Annotated in this window: 27 protein-coding genes; 19 read left to right on the top strand and 8 right to left on the bottom strand. The window is 42.2% G+C overall.

Annotated elements, in window-relative coordinates; translation table 11 throughout:
• Position 1: 1 nt before the first annotated feature.
• Positions 2 to 142, top strand: coding sequence for a YrzI family small protein (locus tag ACUXV2_RS13440; protein ID WP_446243696.1), 141 nt, complete (start codon positions 2 to 4; stop codon positions 140 to 142).
• A 571-nt stretch (positions 143 to 713) separates the two neighbouring features.
• Here ACUXV2_RS13440 and ACUXV2_RS13435 read toward each other — a convergent pair.
• Positions 714 to 1,220, bottom strand: coding sequence for an N-acetyltransferase family protein (locus ACUXV2_RS13435; RefSeq protein ID WP_446243695.1), 507 nt, complete (start codon positions 1,218 to 1,220; stop codon positions 714 to 716).
• A 157-nt stretch (positions 1,221 to 1,377) separates the two neighbouring features.
• Here ACUXV2_RS13435 and ACUXV2_RS13430 point away from each other — a divergent pair, with 157 nt between their 5' ends.
• From ACUXV2_RS13430 to arsC, 3 genes are read left to right on the top strand one after another with little or no spacing between them, the layout of a single operon-like run.
• Positions 1,378 to 1,722, top strand: a complete 345-nt coding sequence (locus ACUXV2_RS13430) for an ArsR/SmtB family transcription factor (RefSeq protein ID WP_446243694.1) — start codon at positions 1,378 to 1,380, stop codon at positions 1,720 to 1,722.
• 19 nt (positions 1,723 to 1,741) lie between these two features.
• Positions 1,742 to 3,031, top strand: a complete 1,290-nt coding sequence (locus ACUXV2_RS13425) for an arsenic transporter (protein WP_446243693.1) — start codon at positions 1,742 to 1,744, stop codon at positions 3,029 to 3,031.
• A 24-nt stretch (positions 3,032 to 3,055) separates the two neighbouring features.
• Positions 3,056 to 3,475, top strand: a complete 420-nt coding sequence (gene arsC / locus ACUXV2_RS13420; RefSeq protein ID WP_446243692.1) for an arsenate reductase (thioredoxin) — start codon at positions 3,056 to 3,058, stop codon at positions 3,473 to 3,475.
• Between the two features lie 86 nt (positions 3,476 to 3,561).
• Here arsC and ACUXV2_RS13415 read toward each other — a convergent pair whose 3' ends face one another.
• Positions 3,562 to 4,428: a permease gene (locus tag ACUXV2_RS13415; protein ID WP_446243691.1), complete on the bottom strand. Its 867-nt coding sequence runs from the start codon at positions 4,426 to 4,428 to the stop codon at positions 3,562 to 3,564.
• A 72-nt stretch (positions 4,429 to 4,500) separates the two neighbouring features.
• Positions 4,501 to 4,824, bottom strand: coding sequence for an ArsR/SmtB family transcription factor (locus ACUXV2_RS13410; RefSeq protein ID WP_446243690.1), 324 nt, complete (start codon positions 4,822 to 4,824; stop codon positions 4,501 to 4,503).
• 262 nt (positions 4,825 to 5,086) lie between these two features.
• Between ACUXV2_RS13410 and ACUXV2_RS13405 the strand changes: the two genes are divergently transcribed.
• Positions 5,087 to 5,218 (top strand): hypothetical protein, encoded by a 132-nt coding sequence (locus tag ACUXV2_RS13405; RefSeq protein ID WP_446243689.1) that lies wholly within the window; start codon positions 5,087 to 5,089, stop codon positions 5,216 to 5,218.
• A gap of 130 nt (positions 5,219 to 5,348) precedes the next feature.
• Here the strand turns inward: ACUXV2_RS13405 and sigK are convergent, their stop codons facing one another.
• Positions 5,349 to 6,062 carry an RNA polymerase sporulation sigma factor SigK gene (gene sigK / locus ACUXV2_RS13400; protein ID WP_446243688.1) on the bottom strand — a complete coding sequence of 238 codons (714 nt, stop codon included), beginning with the start codon at positions 6,060 to 6,062 and terminating at the stop codon, positions 5,349 to 5,351.
• 173 nt (positions 6,063 to 6,235) lie between these two features.
• Between sigK and ACUXV2_RS13395 the strand changes: the two genes are divergently transcribed.
• Positions 6,236 to 6,376, top strand: a complete 141-nt coding sequence (locus ACUXV2_RS13395; protein ID WP_341985669.1) for a hypothetical protein — start codon at positions 6,236 to 6,238, stop codon at positions 6,374 to 6,376.
• A 297-nt stretch (positions 6,377 to 6,673) separates the two neighbouring features.
• Here the strand turns inward: ACUXV2_RS13395 and pssA are convergent, their stop codons facing one another.
• Positions 6,674 to 7,213 (bottom strand): CDP-diacylglycerol--serine O-phosphatidyltransferase, encoded by a 540-nt coding sequence (pssA, locus tag ACUXV2_RS13390; protein WP_446243687.1) that lies wholly within the window; start codon positions 7,211 to 7,213, stop codon positions 6,674 to 6,676.
• A 301-nt stretch (positions 7,214 to 7,514) separates the two neighbouring features.
• Between pssA and ACUXV2_RS13385 the strand changes: the two genes are divergently transcribed.
• Positions 7,515 to 8,297: a phosphatidylserine decarboxylase gene (locus tag ACUXV2_RS13385; protein ID WP_446243686.1), complete on the top strand. Its 783-nt coding sequence runs from the start codon at positions 7,515 to 7,517 to the stop codon at positions 8,295 to 8,297.
• A gap of 81 nt (positions 8,298 to 8,378) precedes the next feature.
• Here the strand turns inward: ACUXV2_RS13385 and sda are convergent, their stop codons facing one another.
• Positions 8,379 to 8,519, bottom strand: a complete 141-nt coding sequence (sda, locus tag ACUXV2_RS13380; RefSeq protein ID WP_446243685.1) for a sporulation histidine kinase inhibitor Sda — start codon at positions 8,517 to 8,519, stop codon at positions 8,379 to 8,381.
• 383 nt (positions 8,520 to 8,902) lie between these two features.
• On the opposite strand from sda, the gene ACUXV2_RS13375 reads away from it, so the two are divergent.
• Genes ACUXV2_RS13375 through ACUXV2_RS13340 form a run of 8 tightly spaced genes read left to right on the top strand, consistent with a single transcriptional unit; the run spans position 8,903 to position 13,901 of the window.
• Positions 8,903 to 9,424 (top strand): YqeG family HAD IIIA-type phosphatase, encoded by a 522-nt coding sequence (locus tag ACUXV2_RS13375; RefSeq protein WP_446243684.1) that lies wholly within the window; start codon positions 8,903 to 8,905, stop codon positions 9,422 to 9,424.
• Positions 9,421 to 10,521: a ribosome biogenesis GTPase YqeH gene (gene yqeH, locus ACUXV2_RS13370; RefSeq protein ID WP_446243683.1), complete on the top strand. Its 1,101-nt coding sequence runs from the start codon at positions 9,421 to 9,423 to the stop codon at positions 10,519 to 10,521. Before ACUXV2_RS13375 ends, yqeH begins: the two co-directional genes overlap by 4 nt.
• A 10-nt stretch (positions 10,522 to 10,531) precedes the next feature.
• Positions 10,532 to 11,368, top strand: coding sequence for a shikimate dehydrogenase (gene aroE, locus ACUXV2_RS13365; RefSeq protein WP_446243682.1), 837 nt, complete (start codon positions 10,532 to 10,534; stop codon positions 11,366 to 11,368).
• The gene (gene yhbY, locus ACUXV2_RS13360; protein WP_446243681.1) at positions 11,368 to 11,661 is read left to right on the top strand and encodes a ribosome assembly RNA-binding protein YhbY; all 294 of its coding nucleotides are present in this window, start codon (positions 11,368 to 11,370) and stop codon (positions 11,659 to 11,661) included. The genes aroE and yhbY overlap by 1 nt, the downstream gene beginning before the upstream one ends.
• Before the next feature lie 13 nt (positions 11,662 to 11,674).
• Entirely contained in the window at positions 11,675 to 12,244 is a 570-nt protein-coding gene (locus tag ACUXV2_RS13355) for a nicotinate-nucleotide adenylyltransferase (protein ID WP_446243680.1), read from the top strand.
• Positions 12,237 to 12,803, top strand: a complete 567-nt coding sequence (gene yqeK / locus ACUXV2_RS13350; protein ID WP_446243679.1) for a bis(5'-nucleosyl)-tetraphosphatase (symmetrical) YqeK — start codon at positions 12,237 to 12,239, stop codon at positions 12,801 to 12,803. The genes ACUXV2_RS13355 and yqeK overlap by 8 nt, the downstream gene beginning before the upstream one ends.
• Before the next feature lie 4 nt (positions 12,804 to 12,807).
• Positions 12,808 to 13,155 (top strand): ribosome silencing factor, encoded by a 348-nt coding sequence (gene rsfS / locus ACUXV2_RS13345; protein ID WP_446243678.1) that lies wholly within the window; start codon positions 12,808 to 12,810, stop codon positions 13,153 to 13,155.
• Positions 13,155 to 13,901, top strand: a complete 747-nt coding sequence (locus ACUXV2_RS13340) for a class I SAM-dependent DNA methyltransferase (protein WP_446243677.1) — start codon at positions 13,155 to 13,157, stop codon at positions 13,899 to 13,901. Before rsfS ends, ACUXV2_RS13340 begins: the two co-directional genes overlap by 1 nt.
• Before the next feature lie 104 nt (positions 13,902 to 14,005).
• Here ACUXV2_RS13340 and comER read toward each other — a convergent pair whose 3' ends face one another.
• Complete coding sequence (comER, locus tag ACUXV2_RS13335) at positions 14,006 to 14,824, bottom strand: late competence protein ComER (RefSeq protein ID WP_446243676.1); 819 nt, start codon at positions 14,822 to 14,824, stop codon at positions 14,006 to 14,008.
• Positions 14,825 to 15,022: 198 nt separating this feature from the next.
• On the opposite strand from comER, the gene ACUXV2_RS13330 reads away from it, so the two are divergent.
• The 3 genes from ACUXV2_RS13330 (at position 15,023) to ACUXV2_RS13320 (ending at position 18,577) form a co-directional block, all read left to right on the top strand.
• Positions 15,023 to 15,655, top strand: coding sequence for a helix-hairpin-helix domain-containing protein (locus ACUXV2_RS13330; RefSeq protein WP_446243675.1), 633 nt, complete (start codon positions 15,023 to 15,025; stop codon positions 15,653 to 15,655).
• Positions 15,656 to 15,723: 68 nt separating this feature from the next.
• Entirely contained in the window at positions 15,724 to 16,287 is a 564-nt protein-coding gene (locus tag ACUXV2_RS13325) for a ComE operon protein 2 (protein ID WP_446243674.1), read from the top strand.
• A complete protein-coding gene (locus tag ACUXV2_RS13320; RefSeq protein ID WP_446243673.1) occupies positions 16,280 to 18,577 on the top strand; it encodes a DNA internalization-related competence protein ComEC/Rec2 in 2,298 nt (765 codons plus the stop codon). Before ACUXV2_RS13325 ends, ACUXV2_RS13320 begins: the two co-directional genes overlap by 8 nt.
• A 160-nt stretch (positions 18,578 to 18,737) precedes the next feature.
• Here ACUXV2_RS13320 and ACUXV2_RS13315 read toward each other — a convergent pair whose 3' ends face one another.
• A complete protein-coding gene (locus tag ACUXV2_RS13315; RefSeq protein ID WP_446243672.1) occupies positions 18,738 to 18,872 on the bottom strand; it encodes a YqzM family protein in 135 nt (44 codons plus the stop codon).
• 295 nt (positions 18,873 to 19,167) lie between these two features.
• On the opposite strand from ACUXV2_RS13315, the gene holA reads away from it, so the two are divergent.
• Positions 19,168 to 20,187, top strand: coding sequence for a DNA polymerase III subunit delta (gene holA, locus ACUXV2_RS13310; protein ID WP_446243671.1), 1,020 nt, complete (start codon positions 19,168 to 19,170; stop codon positions 20,185 to 20,187).
• Positions 20,188 to 20,190 lie beyond the last annotated feature (3 nt).

The following is a 20,190-nucleotide window of genomic DNA, read 5'->3' as shown; positions in this document are numbered from 1 at the left end:
TATGACATTGAATCTTTTATTCGTAACGGTGACCTTCAAAAAGAAGCAAGAATCATTCGAGGAAGCTGAGCACAACTATAACGTGACGAAGCGATATGAACAAACTAAAACGAAGCAGCAATTTACAACAAACATCTATTAATACGATGAGAATGCAAGCAAATAAGGAGAGGAGAATGAAAAAAATGATGAATATACAGGAGAAGAGACGAAATGCGCTATGGGTAGAGAAGGATTCTGCCTAGATACTCACGAAAGAGGGTGGAAGAATTGTTTCTGAATATTTTAGTCTGGACAGCTGTCTTTCATAAGAAAAAGAAGAGAAATGACAGATGATTTTAGAGGATGCCCCAGAAAGCTGGGCATCCTTTTTTTGTGAGTAGACCGCTGCATTCGGGTATTGACACAGTCACAATTCTGTCATTTATTAGTAAAAACTTGTTCACGAATGCCCCGGGAATTCCACGGTAAAAGTGATACATTATATAGTAAGAAGGAAAGTTGATTCCTTACTCAAAAAAGGAGTGAATGAGATGTTTTCCATGATAATGGGTCTTGTCTTAACGTCTGTCATTGGTTTGATCATAGCTGCTGAGGTAAGCGTTGAATAGGTTTTAGCGAAAGCGATCCGGTCGGGTCGCTTTTTTACTCTCGTGATTCTCCAATTCAATCAATGAATGATGCCAGAGTAAAAAAAGATGTGTATGTGAAAATTAAATTAGATCTACCCCTGCTGATTTACTTCTCCTTTCCAGCAAAAGAGTGTCGCGCCATCTGCCGTTCATTTTACCGATTTTTTCCCGTCGTCCCACGGTACGAAAACCATATTTTTCATGCAGTTTGATGCTGGGTATGTTTTCTGGGAATATACCCGATTGAAGGGTCCAATATCCATTCCGTTCACTAGCTTCTATTAAAGCATGAAGAAGCATGCTGCCCACGCCTTTACCTTGATGTTGACTCGAAACGTAGACACTTACCTCAGCGACTCCTGCATAAACACATCTGCTTGAAACAAGGCTTAATGCAGCCCAACCCAGTATACAATCTTCTGAACGTGCAACGATCCGTCCTTCCTCGGTATGATCCTTATCCCACTCTTCCCAAGACGGAGCTATTTCTTGAAACGTTGCATTCCCAGTTGAAATTCCATCCCGATAAATGTCTCTTACTTGAAACCAGTCCTCTTTTTTCATTTCATCAATGCTAAATTTTTTCATTAGACATTCACACTTTCCAATTGTAGTATTTATAAATTTTACTAAGGTTTTGAATAAATAATCAACTTAAAATCTATTGCGTTCTATATATAAGTGAAATATTATATAAGCATAGAATAATATGTTAATGCTCGAAATAAAGCCAGGAGGGGATTTGATGAAAGCATCGGCTGTTGAAATCGATAAGACTGCTGCGATTTTGAAGTTATTAGGGGATAAAACCCGTTTGACGATGGTGAAGATACTGGATACGAATGATTGTTGTGTATGTGAATTCGTTGAGATCTTTAAAACAAGTCAACCCGCAATCAGTCAGCATGTCCGAAAATTAAAGGATGTGGGAATTGTGAGGGAAAAGCGCCGGGGGCAGTGGATTATTTATTCTCTGAATCGCGACAGTGAATACTTTCCGATGATTCAAACCCTCCTTGACCACCTTCCGAACCAGGACTTCAAGCTGAAGGAGCTGGAAGAACAGGGCTTGCGTATTTCTTGTGAATGATTGGAGGTAAAAAGGAATTATGATTATTTTAGCATCAGTGATTTTTCTCATCACCCTTGTCCTTGTCATCTGGCAGCCAAAAGGGCTTTCGATTGGCTGGTCCGCATGCTGCGGAGCGATACTGGCGCTCATTGCAGGGGTTGTCGATTTTAATGATGTAGTGGACGTCACATCGATTGTTTGGAATGCGACTTTGGCGTTCATCGCCATCATTATCATATCACTCATTCTCGATGAAATTGGATTCTTCGAGTGGGCTGCCTTGCATATGGCAAAGGCAGCAAAAGGGAACGGTGTGCGGATGTTCGTTTACGTCTCGTTGCTGGGAGCGGTGGTGGCAGCTCTATTTGCCAACGATGGGGCTGCCCTCATCCTTACACCGATCGTGCTGGCGATGGTCCGTAACTTGAACTTCAGTGAAAAACTTGTGTTTCCTTTCATCATAGCCAGCGGATTCATTGCTGACACAACATCACTTCCGCTGGTCGTCAGTAATCTGGTGAATATCGTGTCCGCAGACTTTTTTGGCATCGGGTTTGTGGAATTTGCATCCCGGATGATTGTTCCAAACTTCTTCTCCTTAGGGGCAAGCATTTTGGTTTTGTACCTATTCTTCCGTAAAAGCATTCCGAAAAACTATGATGTTTCCCAACTGAAAAAACCGGTTGAAGCAATCCGTGACCAGAAAATGTTCCGTCTTTCATGGGTGGTTCTGGCCATCTTATTGATCGGCTACTTTGCAAGTGAGTTCATTGGTCTGCCGGTTTCGATCATTGCAGGGGTTATTGCCATTTTCTTTTTGGCGATGGCAAGAAAGAGTGCGGCTGTAAATACGAAAACTGTCATCAAAGGCGCACCATGGGCAATCGTATTCTTTTCCATCGGGATGTATGTTGTCGTATATGGCTTGCGTAATGTTGGTTTGACGAATGTGCTGGCTGACGCCATCCAATGGACGGCTGATCAAGGTCTGTTTGCAGCTACAGTCGGAATGGGATTCATAGCGGCGATTCTTTCGTCCATCATGAATAACATGCCTACGGTGATGATCGATGCCCTTGCAATCGCCGATACAGATACGAGCGGGGTTGTCCGCGAAGCTCTTATCTATGCAAATGTCATCGGATCGGATCTCGGTCCCAAGATTACACCAATCGGGTCACTCGCAACATTATTGTGGCTCCACGTCCTTTCGTTAAAAGGAGTGAAAATCTCCTGGGGCACGTACTTCAAAACAGGTATCATCCTGACCATCCCAACCTTGTTCATCACGCTGGTCGGGCTTTATATTTGGTTATTGATCATCTAACAAACATTGAAGGAGAGATTCAACATGTCAAAGAAAACCATCTATTTCCTATGTACAGGTAATTCATGCCGCAGCCAAATGGCAGAGGGCTGGGCGAAAAAACACTTGGGTGACGAATGGAACGTATATAGTGCAGGAATCGAAGCACACGGTTTGAATCCAAATGCAGTAAAGGCCATGAAAGAAGCGGAAATCGATATCACGGATCAAACATCCGATATCATTGACCCTGAAATTTTGAATAGTGCAGACCTGGTCGTTACACTTTGCGGAGATGCAGCTGATAAATGTCCTGTGACACCTTCCCAAGTAAAAAGAGAACACTGGGGATTTGATGACCCTGCAAAAGCAGAAGGGACCGAAGAAGAGAAGTGGGCATTCTTCCAACGTGTCCGCGATGAAATCGGGGAAAGAATCAGTCGCTTTGCCCAAACGGGTGAATGAACGCACTACGTTTTGATTAAAATTTGAAACAACTAAGCAAGTAAAGAAAAGGCAGCTGTGATATCACAGCTGCCTTTTTTTAAACATTATACAAAATAGAATATGAAACCGGATAAGGTAGACATTGAGATAACCGAAAGAACAAAGATGAATACCAGCTCTTTTTTAAAGATGGATTTTAGCAGGACGACTTCAGGCAGGCTGGCTCCAGCCGAACTGATCATCATCGCCATGACCGGCCCAAGGGCCATGCCTTTCAGTATTAATATCTGCGAAATCGGGATCATGCTCGAAAGCCGGATATATAATGGGATTCCTACGATGGCTGCGATCGGGATCAGCCACCAATGCTCCCTCCCAAAGAAGTCTGATATCCATTCAGTCGGGACCAATCCATGAATGACTGCCCCTATGGCTGCACCGATCATCAGATATGGAAAAACACTTCTCATTAATTCAAGTGTTTCTTTTATGGCCCCCTTGAAAGAAAATCTCGTTTCCTTTTCACTATAGCCTGTCATCATGACGTTTTTGACGTATTTCTCGAATCCCAATGCTTCCAGGATAAATCCGACAGCGATGGAAAAGAAGGTAGTGACCAGTGTGTAAATGATCGTTACTTTCCATCCAAGTACCACACCCATTATGGTGAGGATGGTTGGATCCAATACAGGAGAAGCGAATAGGAAGATCATAACGATTCCAAAAGGCATTTTCTTTTTCAACATGTTCACGACGACAGGAATTGTTGAACAGGAGCAAAAAGGAGTGATAAAAGCAAATACGATGGCAGCAGCGGCACCCCAAGCTCGGTTCTTACCCGATATCAATTTTTCGACTTTTTCAAAAGGGATGAATCCTTGTAATGCACTGATGGCAAATGAAATGATCACAAATAAAACCGTTAATTCGAGGGCAATCTCAATAAAGCTTTTCAGTGTTTCTCCCCACATCTTTAACATCTCCTTTTATTCATCAAAATAATTTGATATATCAATCAAAAAAATTGGATGAAAGCCGAAAAATTAGCATGTCGGCCTGAATAGACAGCATAGCTCCTCGGATAATAAGTGGTTGATTTCGCTTTGATTCAAGGAATAATAACTCCATGTTCCCCTGGTCTCTTTGATGATTATATTTGCATCCAGGAGAATTTTAAGATGATACGATAATTTAGATTGTGCCATATCCATAATCGGAGCTAGGTCGCAAACGCACATTTCACCTTTTTCTGTCAGAATGTTCATGATCTGAAGTCTTTTTTTATCCGCAATCGCTTTGAATTTTGCTTCATACGTTTCAAATATTTTTAGTTTAGAGTTGTCTTGTAAAGGTATTTCTTTTTTCATTGATGTAACCCCATTCCTTATCAATTAAATTTGATATAACCATCTTATATCCAATATTTTCTTGTGTCAATCATTAAATCAATATTTTTTGATTTAAGATACTATATGGAGACAGCCGGAAAATGCTAAGACAATTTTTTTTGATATAATGGTTGCATTTAGAAAAAACTGCTAATATACTAATGATGTAAAATCAAATAAATTTGATGTAAGCAATAAATCAAAAATATTTGATTTAAAACGAATAAAGGAGTTGGGTTAAATGAATTTTGTGAAAATTCTTTTTGGGGAAAAAGGGAAAGAATCCAAGGACTGCTGCAGCGTAGAAATCAAAGAAGTGGAAAATGACAATGAGGAAAACTGCTGTCAATCAGAAAGTAATCCTTGCTGCTAGTGAAGAATAAGGAATGATCTCGTGAATTGGGTCTGCCCCTGGCTGCATAATCGTGCATATCAGAACAGGTTCCATTCATCAACAGACGAAACAGTAAAGAGCACGGATTCCTGTCTCCGTGCTCTAGTGGTTATTTCCCTCTTTTTTCTTTTTCCTCTCTATAAAATTCATGAAACATTTTCATAAGTGCACGTTTTTCGATCCGTGAAACATAACTCCTTGAAATTCCCAGCTCTTTTGCTATTTCTCTTTGGGTCTTCTCTTCCTTCATGTCCAAACCGAAGCGGCCGACGATGACCTCTTTTTCCCGTTCATCCAGCACGCAAATATATTTACGGACTTTCTCCAGTTCCATACTCAGTTGAATGGTATCTATTACGTCATCGGTTTCCGATTTCAAAATATCGATCAGGCTGATCTCATTTCCTTCTTTGTCCTGCCCGATCGGGTCGTGGAGTGAAACATCTTTTTTTGTCTTTTTAAGAGCTCTTAAATGCATGAGTATCTCATTTTCTATACATCTTGCAGCATAAGTAGCGAGTTTTGTTCCTTTTCCTTCCGAATAGCTTTCGATTGCCTTTATTAAACCTATGGTCCCAATGGAAATTAAATCTTCTGGGTCTTCGCCTGTATTCTCAAATTTTTTCACGATATGCGCGACCAAACGTAAATTATGCTCGATCAGCAGATTTCGTGCGTGGTCATCGCCATCAGCCATCTTGCGTAAATACTTTTTCTCATCTGCTGCTGATAAAGGTTGAGGAAACGCGTTGTTTTTTACATATGAGACGAGAAATATCAATTCTTTGAAGAAATATCCCAGTGCAGTTAGAACGCCAGACATATTTACACCTCCATGAAGGACTTATACTAGAAGCATATGAATCATGAAGCCAGTCCTTGCATGTCCCCGAAAAGTATACAGGCCAAATGACCAAATATAGAGGGTAATTGCCCATACAGATAACCCGCTGGACACATATAGTAATCATAGTAAGTATGTAAGGAGGTAATCTTATGCCATATGGTTATCCTGGTTATCCCTATTATGGACCCCCGGTATATTACGGCGGCGGAGGGTTCTACTTTGCACTGGCAGTTGTGCTGCTCATCCTGCTCTTCCTATTCGGTGGCTGGTGGTACTATAACAACTGTTAAAAGAAAAGCGGAGGCGGCTCGTTCAGCCCCGACAAGCATAAGATGAATGGGCCGGGAAGGCGCTTTTTGCCTTCTTGGACCATTTACTTATGACCTCGAGGGGCTAGCCGCCGTAGCTGGACAGGTGAAAAGCGGAGGCGGCTCGTTCAGCCCCGACAAGCATAAGATGAATGGGCCGGGAAGGCGCTTTTTGCCTTCTTGGACCATTTACTTATGACCTCGAGGGGCTAGCCGCCGTAGCTGGACAAGACTAAAGAAAAGCGAAGGACCCGCAAAATATCGCGGGTCCTTCTTTTTCTACATCTTTTTAAGTGTAAACGAACTGATCATCAATAAAGATAGAATAAGAGTAAAGAATAATACCAATTCACCCGGTATAAACGGAATGGCTAAGTAGATAAGAGTTAAAAGACAGCCTGCAGCCGTTATAGGCAGCCCTGTAAAATATCCTGTATTTTCAGTGATATTGAAGCGCGCCAATCGAAATGCACCACACCCTATATAGAAGATTGTGAAGAACATTCCAGGAAAAGAAAATTCATTTAAGATGGCTGTGTAGATCAGCAGTGCAGGAGCGACACCGAAAGAAATTATGTCACTCATCGAATCCAGCTGCTTTCCAAGTTCCGATTCGATATTCAGTCTTCTCGCCGCCATTCCATCAAACCGGTCTGTTAACGCAGCGATGAAAATGAGGAGGAGACTTAAATTCAGTTGGTTGTGCAGCGTTGCGAGGACACTGAATCCACCGAGGGACAAATTGGTTAATGTCAATAGATTGGCAGTTTGTGATTTCAGCTTTCTTACAGTCTGGTCAACGACATTGGAGAGTAACAAAATGCATTCACCCCTTCCAGATACATTTTACAAATCTTTATGCTTGTTACAGTAAGAAAATGCTTTAGATAAAAATCCCTTTCAATATAGTATATAATGATAATTTATTATATACTTATTAAACTGCGAAAGGTATTCGTTTTTTAAGATTTAATTATAGAATTGTCCAGCTCCAGCGCCCAGCCCCTCGAGACGTTTCTGTCCGCCGGGTGAAGACGAAGAACGGCTTCACCCGGTGGACCAAGAGCGCTCGTCGTGAACAAGGCGCTTGCGCTTTTCTTATTAATGGAGAGGGGTCATCATGAAACAATCAATTTATCGATTAAGTATTGAACTGACAAATAAAAAATGGTCTTCTTATATATTGAGAAAGTTTGTGCAGTCCCGTTTGAGTCGTCCGCTCATATCAAGCTTCATCCGGACATTTAACATCGACGTAAACGACATGCAAGGCAGTACGCAAGATTATCGGACACTCCATGACTTCTTTATTCGAAAGCTGAAAGAGGACGCAAGAAGTGTCCAATACGGAGAAAATGATGCTGTAAGCCCCGTAGATGGTCTGCTTGCCGAAACAGGTACGATATCTGACAGACTCCAGATTATGGTGAAGGGTAAACCTTACTCTGTTCTTGATATGTTAGGCACGAGAGAAAAAGCTTCACCTTATATGGGTGGGGATTTTGCGGTCTTTTATTTGAGTCCGGCGAACTATCATCGTATACATAGTCCTATCGACGGGATTGTTGAGAATAGGTGGTCACTGGGGACACATTCTTATCCTGTGAATGATTTAGGACTGCTGTATGGGAAGGACGCCCTTTCGAAGAATTATCGAGAAATCACGGAGCTGCAGCATCCACTTGGGAAAGTGTCAGTGGTCAAGGTGGGGGCGATGTTCGTTAACAGTATTGAATATGTACATGAACGGGAATCCTGGAAACAAGGAGAAGAAGTGGCTTATTTCACTTTCGGATCCACCGTCATTCTTCTATTTGAAAAAGACAGGTTTCGGTTCTCTGAAGGTAAAGCAGTTCCTCGTGAAGTGAAAATGGGGGAAACGATAGGTAAATTCAATGCATAAAAAAAGAGGACGGATACGATATTCCGTCCCATTTCTTGTTTTGTGAATGTCGCCAAGGTCAATGCCCGTGCTCTATTCTGTTTAAGAGGAAGCTTTTATACGATGCGATAGTGACCGACGGTGAATTTCCATTTCGATGAGGCGGATAAACTCTGCGTTAAGTTTTAATTGGCACGCTTTGTAATAAGAATCCAATAGCAGCTCGTCCGATAATTTCCTCATTAATTTCACCTCCAGATTGTCATATATTTTTATTTTCAAACATATCGTTAGTAAGTTATGAAGTAGTAATTAAACTTTACCAAATATATTTTTTTAGAACAAGCGTTCCGTTATCCACAGTTAACGGTGGATAAGTTGTGATTAAACTGTATACAACTGGTAAAATTACCTAACTTTATTATGGGAATAATGTGAATAAGGTTATCCACAGCGGCGAGAGGACTTGAAATTTGTCGAAAAATATTTATGAATAGTTGTAATATTCATTGACCATACCCATATATTATGGTTTATTTTGAATCTGCAAGTAAAATTGGTTATCATTGATTTAATTAAGGTTATAGTACGTTATAAATGATATAGAAATATGAGGTGTATAGACGGTGTTAAAGCATTTTTTACCTGATGAACAGGTTCAGGACATATTCAGTATCCGTCCGGAGTACTTAAAGGAAAAAGGAATAAAAGCGATCATCACAGATTTGGATAATACACTTGTTGAATGGGACAGGCCAAATGCGACTCCAAAGTTGATCCAATGGTTTAAAGAAATGCAGGAGCATGGAATTCTTGTGACGATCGTTTCAAATAATAATGAAAAACGCGTTGGGGCTTTCTCTGATCCTCTTGGAGTGCCTTTTATATTCCAGGCACGGAAGCCGATGGGACGTGCTTTCAGACGTGCGATTAAGGAAATGGGTGTCAAGAAGGAAGAAGCGGTTGTGATAGGGGATCAGCTTTTGACAGACGTCCTTGGCGGGAACAGGAATGGTTTTCATACGATATTAGTTGTTCCGGTAGCTCAGTCTGACGGATTCGTTACAAAGTTTAACCGGAAAGTGGAAAGAAGAATCATGAAGTTTTTCAAGCGCAAAGGATTGCTTGAGTGGGAGGAAAAGAAGTGAGTGAAGTAGTTTGTGTAGGCTGTGGTGTAGGAATTCAGACAGAAGACAAAGAAGGCATGGGGTATGCTCCGCCCTCCGCATTGCAGAAGGAAGAAATCATTTGTCAAAGATGTTTCCGGTTGAAGCATTATAATGAGGTGCAGGACGTTCCGTTGACCGATGACGACTTTTTAAAGATCCTGAATGAAATAGGAAATTCTGAAGGGCTGATCGTGAAAATAGTCGACATCTTTGACTTTAACGGAAGCTGGCTTCCCGGCCTCCATCGTTTTGTCGGCTCCAACCCGATACTGTTGATCGGGAATAAAGTGGATTTATTACCTAAATCGGTGAAGCACTCCAAGATGATTCACTGGATGAAGCATGAAGCCAGCCAACTAGGGCTGAAGCCTGTCGATGTTCAGTTGGTGAGTGCAGCTAAGGGTCAGGGCGTCGAAGAAGCGATCAGGGCAATCGAGAAGTACCGTAATGGGAAAGATGTATATGTGGTGGGCTGTACGAATGTTGGGAAATCAACGTTCATTAATCGGATCATCAAGCAGGTTTCCGGAGAACAGGATGTCATCACGACTTCCCACTTCCCAGGAACCACATTGGACATGATCCAAATTCCGCTGGATGAAAATGAGTCCCTCATTGATACCCCTGGAATCATCAATCATCATCAAATGGCTCATTTCGTGGATAAGCAGGATTTGAAGATCATCACCCCGAAAAAGGAAATCAAGCCGAGAACGTTCCAGCTCAATCCAGAACAGACTTTATTCTTTGGCGGATTGTCCCGGTTCGACTTTTTAAGGGGGGAACGCCAGCCATTTACTGCGTACTTCTCCAATGAATTGACGATCCATAGGACGAAACTGGAGAAAGCCGACGATCTGTATAAGAACCATGCCGGGGAGCTTCTGCAGCCACCTCGCAGAGAGGATATGGATACATTCCCCGAGCTTGTAAGGCATGAGTTTAAAGTGAAAGAAGCGAAGACGGATATCGTTTTCTCCGGGTTAGGCTGGATTACAGTGAATGAGCCGGGGGCGGCGGTTGCTGCCCATGTACCGAAGGGTGTAAGTGTATTCTTAAGAAAATCTTTGATATAGGAGGGGTAGAGTGGATGATCTATACGGTGTAATAGGAGATCCAATTGCCCACTCCATGTCTCCTGTGATGCACAATGCAGCGTTCCGGGATGCAAGGATACAGGCTGCATACGGGAGGCTCCATGTTTCACCGGAAGGGTTGCAGGATGCCATCAAAGGAATCAGGGCACTCGGGTTAAGAGGCATCAATGTGACGGTACCCCACAAAACCGCTGTCATGCCTTTATTGGATGAAATTGATCCTTTGGCGTCCTCGATCGGGGCTGTGAATACGATTGTTAACCGTGAAGGGAAGCTGATTGGTTACAACACAGATGGATTAGGATATGTGGAAGGTTTGAAGAAGCATATTAAAGGCGGGTTATCAAGTAAGGAAGTATTAATTATCGGAGCAGGCGGTGCTGCAAAGGCGATTTATTATACCCTCGCTTCTTTGGGCGTAAAGAAGATCGATCTTACCAACCGTTCGGAGGGTAAAGCCATTGACTTGATAGCATCTTGTCCTATGGACATCGAATCCCATTATTACAAACTGCCCCAAGCCGAATTGAATTTGCATCACTATGATGTTGTCATCCAGACTACATCGATCGGCATGTTCCCGAAAGTTGAGGAATCCCCACTTCGGGTAGGCATGGTGAAAGAGGGAGCGGTGTTCAGTGACATCATTTATAACCCGCTTCAGACTTCTTTTTTGAAGCAGGCTGAACAAAAAGGTGCAGTCATTCAAAATGGAATCGATATGTTTATCTATCAGGGGGCACTGGCATTTGAAAAATGGACAGGGGTCACCCCTGATACGGATTTAATGAAAGATGTCGTTTTAAAACAACTGGGAGGTTCATAATGTTAACAGGAAAACAAAAGAGATATTTACGTTCGGAAGCACACCATTTATCGCCGATTTTTCAAGTTGGAAAAGGCGGCGTCAACGAAAACATGATCAAACAGATTGAGGAAGCTTTAGAAAAAAGAGAATTGATGAAAATAAGCGTCCTTCAAAACTGCGAATGGGATAAATCAGAAGTGGCAGATGCACTGGTTGAAGGTGCGGGTGCAGAACTTGTACAAGTCATCGGCAACACCATCGTGCTTTACAAAGAATCCAAAGATAATAAACAAATCACTCTGCCAAGATAAGGGTGGAAGGTAAATGAAGAAAAAAGTAGGTCTTCTGGGAGGTACATTCAACCCTCCCCATATTGGCCATCTGGTCATTGCACAGCAGGTCCTGGAAAAGGCTAATCTGGACGAAATACGGTTCCTGCCGAATCTGGTTCCTCCTCATAAAGAGAATGATGAGACTGTAACAGCCGAACAGCGGCTGAGGATGCTTGAGGGAGCCATTATAGGAAACCCGAAATTTGATATTGAGAAAATCGAACTTCAAATGGAAGGCACTTCATATACGTACGACACAGTCAAAGCTTTGACTGAAAGAGATGCCGATATTGACTACTCGTTCATTATCGGAGGGGATATGATTGAGTATCTCCCTAAGTGGTACCGGATTGCCGATCTTATGGGAATGGTGCATTTCATTGGAGTGAACAGGCCCTCTTATTCTCATGAAACTCCTTACAGGGTGGAATATGTTGAAGTTCCGAACCTCTCCATTTCCTCCTCCTATATCCGTGATTCTGTAAAGAATAACAAATCGATCCGTTATTTGGTGACCGATGAGGTGTATCGAATCATAAAGGAGGAGAAATTGTATGGATAGACAGAAGGCGTTGGGAATCGTGAAAGAACAGTTGACAGAACACCGCTACATCCATACATGCGGTGTAATGGAAACGGCGATTCGACTTGCCCGGCAATATGGTGCAGATGAAAAAAAGGCTGAAACCGCGGCGATCTTTCATGATTACGCAAAGTTCCGGGATAAAAATGAAATGAAACAGATAATCGAATCAGAAGGTTTATCGAAGGATTTATTGGAGTATAACAGTGAACTTTGGCATGCTCCTGTAGGTGCCCTTCTCGTAGAACGGGAAGCGAATATTCGGGATACCGAGGTGTTGAATGCCATACGCTTTCATACTTCAGGGTGTGAAAATATGTCCACCTTGGATAAAGTGATTTATTTAGCAGATTATATAGAACCTGGCCGTCACTTCCCTGGAGTGGAGGAAGTGAGGGAATTAGCGGAGGAATCCCTTGATAAAGCAATCATAAAGGCACTGCAGAACACCATCATGTTCCTGATGAAAAAAAACCAGGCAATCTACCCGGATACATTTCGGTTTTATAATAATTTGGTACTTGAACAGAGGAGATGAAAAGATGGAACAACGTTTATTGGAATTAGCTTATAAAGCAGCGGACGACAAACGCGCAGAAGATATTGTTGTACTTGATATGAAGGGTGTTTCGATGATTGCGGACTATTTCCTCATTTGTCATGGTAACTCAGATAAACAAGTCCAGGCTATAGCACGCGAGCTGAAAGACAAAGCAGAAGAGAGTGGTTATACAGTTAAACGTCTGGAAGGGTTTGACCAGGCACGTTGGATCCTTGTCGATCTTGGGGATATCGTTGCGCACGTCTTCCATAAAGAAGAGAGAGGCTATTACAACCTTGAGCGTTTATGGGGAGATGCCTCGTTTGTTGAGGTAAGCGAGAGTCATTAATGAGTTATGAGCGGTTTGCCTATATTTATGATTATTTAATGCAGGACGTCCATTATGATGGCTGGCTTGATTTCGTAAAACGTCAGTCGGAGACTTATGCTGTAAAAGGTAAAGACATAGTGGATGTTGCATGCGGAACAGGGGAATTGTCGATACGCCTTGCAGAAGAAGGTTATTCGGTAACAGGAGTCGATTTGTCTGAAGATATGCTTGTCATCGCTCAGCAAAAAGCTCTTGATAGGAACAGCTCCCTGTCCCTGTTTCAACAGGATATGGCGCAGCTGGATTTGCAGAGAGAGTATGATCTGATTACGATTTTTTGCGATTCACTCAACTATTTGGAAAAAGAAGAAGACGTGATTCACACATTCGGGCATGTACACAAACATCTAAAACAGGAAGGATTATTCCTGTTTGACGTACATTCCCTATATAAAATGTCTCAAATTTTCATGAATCAGACATTCACCCTTACTGATGATGCAGTATCTTATATTTGGGATTGTTTCCCTGGGGATGCCCCCAACAGTGTGGAACATGAACTTACTTTCTTTGTACGGGATGAAGAAACCGAGCTGTATGAAAAAGTGGAGGAGCTGCATAAGCAGAGGACTTATCCTGTGTTACAGCTTACGGAATGGCTTGATCATGAAGGGTTTGAGGTGCTGGGTGTTTCGGCAGACTTTACAGAACTGCCGCCTTCAGATGACAGTGAAAGAATCTTCTTCACATGCAGGAAAAAATAAACCAGAGATGTCCATCGTGACCTCCCTGGTTTATTTTTTTGCCCTGTTTTCGAAAAGGAGAAGGAATCCATCCATTTGTGTCGAAATAAAAATAAGGAGTCCATTTAGACTCCAAATTGAGAACGTGTTTCCGCGAGATCATCTTCAAATTTCTCCTGTGTTGCTTGAAACAGCTTCTCAAACACCTCTCCCAATTCCTTTTCCATTACAGCGATGCCTTTACCGGTCACACCGCCTTTCACGCAGACTTTCTCTTGCAATGCAGGTAAAGTGTATATGTCTTTCTTCAGTAAATCCCCCAAACCGACCAGCATTTCCGATGCCAGGACTGTTGCCGTTTCTGTATCTATTTCTGTCACCTCGACAGCCGCATTGATAAATCTCTGAGTAAGATAACTAAAGAATGCCGGCCCGCAGCTTACAATGTCAGACGCTACCCGTGTGATATTCTCATCTATGACGACAGGAGCAGACACATGCTTTGCAAGTGTCGACAGTTTCCGTTTCCATTCTTCAGAACAACGACTTCCAAACGTCAGCAGTGAAACCCCGCTAAGCGCACGGTTCGTGATACTTGGAATAAACCGGGCACAAGAACAAGGTATGGTGGATTCCAGCTGATCTACACTGACCGGACTCGTTATGGACACGACACATTGGTCCCCCGTGAAGCAATCTTTATTCTCCTCAATAACGCGAAAAACATCATGTGGTTTCACACATATAAACACTATGTCAGAAGACTTGATGACTTCTTCATTTGAATTCATGACATGACCGCCGTTTTTTTCTTGTATTTCCTTCGCTTTCTTTAATGTCCTATTTGTCATATATAGGTTGGAAGGAGAAATCGCTTTTGATTCGATAAAAGCTTCAATGATCACTTTCCCCATATTACCAGTTCCGATTATTCCTGCTTTCATATGCAGCCCTCCTTCTTTTGCGTTTTTTTCTATAGAACACTGTTGAATGAACCACAAACCTTCGTTGTCAGCAAATCCCGAGGGCTTGCACTACAGCCGGAGACGATCTCAATTCAGCAATAGCCAATTAGAAATAGTTTTCTCCTACAACTTATGAAATGCCGGCAGTGAATATTCCAATCGAGGTGATTTTCAAACATGCATCCCATCTTCGAAAAATACAAAAGTATTTTTGTGGCAGCCGCATTTGTTGTGATCATATTCGTGTTCTACCTTCTTGAATTCTCCGACAGTGAGAGTGGAGAAGGGGATCTGACAGCAATGAGTATTGAGACTGAAGAGCGGAATACAGTCGACGTGGACGCGGCAGAAAAACAGGCTGTGGAAGAACAGGCTGACAGCGTGTATGTAGATGTGAAGGGAGAGGTGAAGGTCCCGGGTTTATATGAGGTCAAAAAAGGAGAAAGATTGAAATTTGTCATCGACAAGGCAGGGGGCTTCACTCGGGAAGCAGACAGCAACCTCATCAACCTTGCCATCAAGGTAACGGATGAAATGATGATCTATGTCCCGAAAATTGGGGAAGTGAGTGCAGGAGAACCCTTCATTCTAGGAAATCAAAACAGCTCCAATGAGTCGAAAATCAACTTGAATGAAGCTTCTGAGGAAGAGTTTGAATCGCTGCCGGGAATCGGACCTGCAAAAGCCGCCACTTTCGTACAGTACCGGGAAGAAAACGGTCCTTTCACTAAAATCGAAGATATCAAAAACATTTCCGGCATCGGTGATAAAACCTTCGAAAAATTAAAAGAACATATTTTTGTGCAATGAATTGACGAATCATCAAGACTCTTTATACACTTATAGAAAGACAAAACATCGCTGAAGGGAGAAAGAGAATGAAGAGAATTGCATGGCATCAATATTTCATGGCTCAAAGCCATTTGCTTGCACTTAGGAGCACCTGCACCCGATTGACTGTCGGAGCCACCATCGTACGTGATAAAAGAATCATTGCGGGTGGTTATAACGGCTCGATAGCAGGCGGGGATCATTGTATAGATGAGGGCTGCTATGTCATTGACAATCATTGTGTCAGAACCATCCACGCGGAAATGAATGCCCTTCTCCAATGTGCGAAATTCGGAGTAGGAACAGATGGAGCTGAAATCTATGTAACCCATTTTCCATGCCTGCAATGCTGCAAGGCCATCGTTCAGGCAGGTATTAAAACGGTTTACTACGCAGCTGATTATAAAAATCATCCCTATGCAGCCGAATTGTTTCAGCAGGCTGAAGTACGTGTTGAAAAGGTACCTTTTCATGAAAAAAGCCTTGATCCCAAGAATAAAGAAAAATCCCGCTTTGTATTGGAGCTCATTGAAGAACTTCGTCATAAAGACGGGGATCAGGAATTGATTGACAAATTCGAAAAACAGTACATAAAACTATTTGATGAATAAAGAGCTTCCTGCCTATCTTCTGCTATTCATGGCAGTATCGACTCTTTCTGGAATCCTCTTGGCGCTTCAATCCTATTGGGGTGCCTTCTTTCTCTTTTCTCTTCTTCCGATGCTGCTGCTTCGGAAATCCTCCTCAAATGAATGGATTGCCTGCTCTATCGTATTCATATCCTCGTTTATGATAGCCGATAATCAAGAACGCAATCAGATTTCCAACTTATCTCCTAAAACAACGATTCATCAATTGACCATCGACTCCATCCCCTCAATTGATGGAAGCTCCTTACGCGGTATTGGCGAACTTAATAATGAAAGAATCGTCTTTCGATATCGCATTCCTTCAAAAGAAAAGGTTAAAACAGCAGAAGCGCTGAAACCAGGTCTGACATGCATGGTTGCCGGAAAACTTGTGGAACCATCACCGAATTCAAACCCCAATCTGTTCAATTATAAAAAATATCTGTATGAACGGGATATCCATTGGATTTTACAAGTGGATTCGTTTGAAGGATGCAGCAAATCGAAACGTGAATGGAAATACTTTTTGGTACAGTGGAGATTCGCAGGGTTAAAGTTTATTGAAGAAAATCTGCCGACAGAAACCGTCGGAGTGACTCAAGCACTCGTATTCGGAGAGACCGGGAGGATATCTGAAGAGTTGATGGACTCATACCGTGCCTTGGGCATCGTTCATTTATTGGCGATTTCAGGGCTACATGTCGGACTGATATACGTTATGCTTACCTTCATCCTTCTCAGGCTTGGCATTACACGGGAATCGTCTTCGTGGATAACAATCATATTCTTGATTTTTTACGCGGTGATAACAGGCGGAGCCCCTCCCGTGATCAGGGCTTCGTCGATGTTGATCATACTGATACTCTCCCGGAAATCCCCATTCAGTGTAAGTCCTTTGGACAGTATATCAATCGTTTTTATGAGCCTCCTTTTTTGGAATCCCTTTTCGGTATTCGATATAGGATTTCAGCTCTCCTTCACCGTCAGCTTCTGCCTGGTTTTGTCTTCCGCATCTATCTTATCATGTGGTGGCTCCTACCTGATTCAATTATTTAAAATCACAGTAGTAGCACAATTATCCTCCCTGCCCATCATCCTCTTCCACTTTTATGAGTTTTCACTTATTGGATTCTTAACCAATCTCTTATTTGTTCCTCTTTTTTCCCTTATCGTTCTACCCATGGCATTGATTGCGTTCTTGCAGGGACTCTTGCTGCCAGGGGATATGCAGTTGTTGATTCAATCTTATGGATGGATTGTCAGAGGAATTGATGCACTGGCTTCCATACTCTCCCAAATACCGTTAAATACACTTGTATTAGGGAAAGCTTCCCGTCTGGTCATCATTTGCTATGTGTTATTGATTATGTACGTATTGAAAAACTTGGAGAGCGGAATTTGGAGGTTTCCGTCATTTATTTTGTGCAGCTTCGTACTTATGCATGCGGCGTGGAATCAAATCAATCCTTATGGTGAGGTAGTATTCCTTGACGTAGGGCAAGGCGACTCGACTCTTATCGATCTACCGTATAATGGAGGCACGTACTTGATCGATACAGGAGGAGGTATTGAATTTCCGAAAGAAGAATGGGAAAAGAAAACAAAGTCATTTTCTGTCGGGGAAGACGTGCTCCTTCCTTTTCTGAAAAGCAAAGGGATTATGGAGCTTGATAAGCTTATTCTCACTCATGGTGATATGGATCATATCGGGGAGGCTGAAGAACTTATAAAAGACATAAAAATAAATGAAATCCTGATAACTCCCAATAGTCAGGGAAAAAAGGAGATGATGGCAATCATATCCCTTGCAGAGAAAAAGGGAATTCCAGTCAAACAAGTTCGATCTCCTTACAGCTGGAAGTCAAAACATCATTCATTTCACATCCTCTCTCCTTTAGATGACGAATATGAAGGGAATAATGACTCGCTTGTTGTTTACTCTGAAATGGGTGGGCTTGAGTGGTTGTTTACAGGGGATTTGGAAGAGAAGGGAGAAAAGGAATTCGTTCATTTTTACGAGATAGATGCAGAGGTATTGAAAGTAGGTCATCATGGCAGTAATACCTCTACAAGCGAAGATTTCCTTGATGAAATACAGCCTGCAATTGCCGTTATCTCTGCAGGGAAGGACAATCGGTTCGGTCATCCTCATCCGGAAGTGATAAGGAGACTGAAAAAACATGGAGTCCTCATACACACTACAGCCGATCATGGGTCATTGACTTATCGTTTTTTGGGAAAACAAGGAACGTTTTCTGCCCAACACCCATAGTATGTAGTACCAACACACATTAAGCGCTAAAGAAAAAAGGGGCAGACCTCAGAAAGTGTCAGGCCTTCAACCCAATTTATGTTACTCTGTTCAGTACCATATATGGAAATTGAAGAAACCGATTCTTTTTGGGTCTTCCCCTTATCTTCTTTTTTTTTCATTAAGATCCAATCAGCTTAATGACAGTCGCAATAACAAACATCGTAGCAAAGAATCCAAAAGAAACAATAAAGCCGACGCCAGAATCTACAGCATCATTTCTCTTTGATTGTACGCTTTTTTCAAATTGGTTCACAACTACCCCTCCTATTTCTATTCTAGTATAGAACATCAGTATTAAAAAATCTATACTTCACTGTACATTTTCCTTTACTGACAAGAGTTGTCACCTATAAGTTGCCCTCTCCGGGGTGATACTAATCACTACAAAGGAATACCGTCAGCGTGAAAGGGTCCTAGGTCTTTCACAGCTGACGTTAATATAGATATAGGGGGTGTCCCTCTTAGCCCGGGCGTCCCCTTACCACTTGTCAAATCCCCAAAGCTTTTTTAACATAGAGTAGATAAAAGAGATATTGGAGAGTGCTGACTTGGTTATTGACACTTGGAAGAAAATTGAGAGATCTCAGTTTGCTGCTATTTATTTAGTATATGGAAATGAATCGTTTTTAATCAATGAAACAAAGCAGCGCATTGTTTCTGCTGCCTTGACGGAAGAAGAAATGGATTTTAACTTTTCGAAATATGATTTAGAAGAGACTCCTGTGGAAGTCGCGATTGAAGATGCGGAAACGTTTCCGTTTATGGGAGAGAAGCGGGTCGTCATCCTGGACAATCCTGTTTTCCTGACAGCTGAAAAGACAAAGGAAAAAGTCGAGCACAACATCAAAAGGTTTGAACAATACATACAATCCCCCGCTCCGTATACGATCCTTGTGCTGACTGCACGCTATGAGAAACTTGATGAACGGAAAAAAATCACCAAAGCTCTAAAGAAAGATGCTGAAGTGGTAGAGGCAAAGAAACTCAATGAACAAGAGTTAAAAGTATGGGTGAGAGAAAGGGCGGTTGCAAATGCTGTCCAAATCGATGAAGATGCAATCGAGCTGCTTCTGACATTGGCCGGGACGAATCTAATGATGCTCACCCAGGAACTGGACAAGTTGTCGCTGTACGCAAGCGATACGAACCATATCAATTGTGCGGCGGTAGAGAAATTAACCGCCCGTTCCCTGGAACAGAATATCTTTGCATTAGTAGACAAAGTTGTACAAAGAAGGATTGATGAGGCTCTTCGCATTTATTATGATTTGCTCAAGCAAAATGAAGAGCCGTTGAAGATACTTTCCATTCTTTCCGGCCAATTCAGGTTGATCTATGGAACGAAAGAGTTATCAAGAAGAGGGTATGGACAACAGAAAATTGCGTCCTATTTAAAGGTTCATCCTTTCAGAGTGAAGCTTGCTGCAGGTCAGGCCAAGCATTTCGATGACAGCCAACTGGCCAGTATCATTGAATTGCTCTCGGAAGGGGATTACGAAATCAAAACCGGCAAAGTAAAAAAAGAACTCATGATTGAGATGTTCCTGTTGAAACTGCATGGGTTGTAAAGA

Source organism: Rossellomorea sp. NS-SX7, from assembly GCF_052828565.1.
Note: the sequence above shows the minus strand (reverse complement) of the source record. Positions and strands in the feature narration are given on the sequence as shown.

Excerpts from the sequence above, each read along its gene's own strand:
- ACUXV2_RS13440 (WP_446243696.1), top strand. The coding sequence starts at position 2 with ATGACATTGAATCTTTTATTCGTAACGGTGACCTTCAAAAAGAAGCAA.
- ACUXV2_RS13435 (WP_446243695.1), bottom strand. The coding sequence starts at position 1,220 with ATGAAAAAATTTAGCATTGATGAAATGAAAAAAGAGGACTGGTTTCAA.
- ACUXV2_RS13430 (WP_446243694.1), top strand. The coding sequence starts at position 1,378 with ATGAAAGCATCGGCTGTTGAAATCGATAAGACTGCTGCGATTTTGAAG.
- ACUXV2_RS13425 (WP_446243693.1), top strand. The coding sequence starts at position 1,742 with ATGATTATTTTAGCATCAGTGATTTTTCTCATCACCCTTGTCCTTGTC.
- arsC (WP_446243692.1), top strand. The coding sequence starts at position 3,056 with ATGTCAAAGAAAACCATCTATTTCCTATGTACAGGTAATTCATGCCGC.
- ACUXV2_RS13415 (WP_446243691.1), bottom strand. The coding sequence starts at position 4,428 with ATGTGGGGAGAAACACTGAAAAGCTTTATTGAGATTGCCCTCGAATTA.
- ACUXV2_RS13410 (WP_446243690.1), bottom strand. The coding sequence starts at position 4,824 with ATGAAAAAAGAAATACCTTTACAAGACAACTCTAAACTAAAAATATTT.
- ACUXV2_RS13405 (WP_446243689.1), top strand. The coding sequence starts at position 5,087 with ATGAATTTTGTGAAAATTCTTTTTGGGGAAAAAGGGAAAGAATCCAAG.
- sigK (WP_446243688.1), bottom strand. The coding sequence starts at position 6,062 with ATGTCTGGCGTTCTAACTGCACTGGGATATTTCTTCAAAGAATTGATA.
- ACUXV2_RS13395 (WP_341985669.1), top strand. The coding sequence starts at position 6,236 with ATGCCATATGGTTATCCTGGTTATCCCTATTATGGACCCCCGGTATAT.
- ACUXV2_RS13385 (WP_446243686.1), top strand. The coding sequence starts at position 7,515 with ATGAAACAATCAATTTATCGATTAAGTATTGAACTGACAAATAAAAAA.
- sda (WP_446243685.1), bottom strand. The coding sequence starts at position 8,519 with ATGAGGAAATTATCGGACGAGCTGCTATTGGATTCTTATTACAAAGCG.
- yhbY (WP_446243681.1), top strand. The coding sequence starts at position 11,368 with ATGTTAACAGGAAAACAAAAGAGATATTTACGTTCGGAAGCACACCAT.
- ACUXV2_RS13355 (WP_446243680.1), top strand. The coding sequence starts at position 11,675 with ATGAAGAAAAAAGTAGGTCTTCTGGGAGGTACATTCAACCCTCCCCAT.
- yqeK (WP_446243679.1), top strand. The coding sequence starts at position 12,237 with ATGGATAGACAGAAGGCGTTGGGAATCGTGAAAGAACAGTTGACAGAA.
- rsfS (WP_446243678.1), top strand. The coding sequence starts at position 12,808 with ATGGAACAACGTTTATTGGAATTAGCTTATAAAGCAGCGGACGACAAA.
- ACUXV2_RS13340 (WP_446243677.1), top strand. The coding sequence starts at position 13,155 with ATGAGTTATGAGCGGTTTGCCTATATTTATGATTATTTAATGCAGGAC.
- comER (WP_446243676.1), bottom strand. The coding sequence starts at position 14,824 with ATGAAAGCAGGAATAATCGGAACTGGTAATATGGGGAAAGTGATCATT.
- ACUXV2_RS13330 (WP_446243675.1), top strand. The coding sequence starts at position 15,023 with ATGCATCCCATCTTCGAAAAATACAAAAGTATTTTTGTGGCAGCCGCA.
- ACUXV2_RS13325 (WP_446243674.1), top strand. The coding sequence starts at position 15,724 with ATGAAGAGAATTGCATGGCATCAATATTTCATGGCTCAAAGCCATTTG.
- ACUXV2_RS13320 (WP_446243673.1), top strand. The coding sequence starts at position 16,280 with ATGAATAAAGAGCTTCCTGCCTATCTTCTGCTATTCATGGCAGTATCG.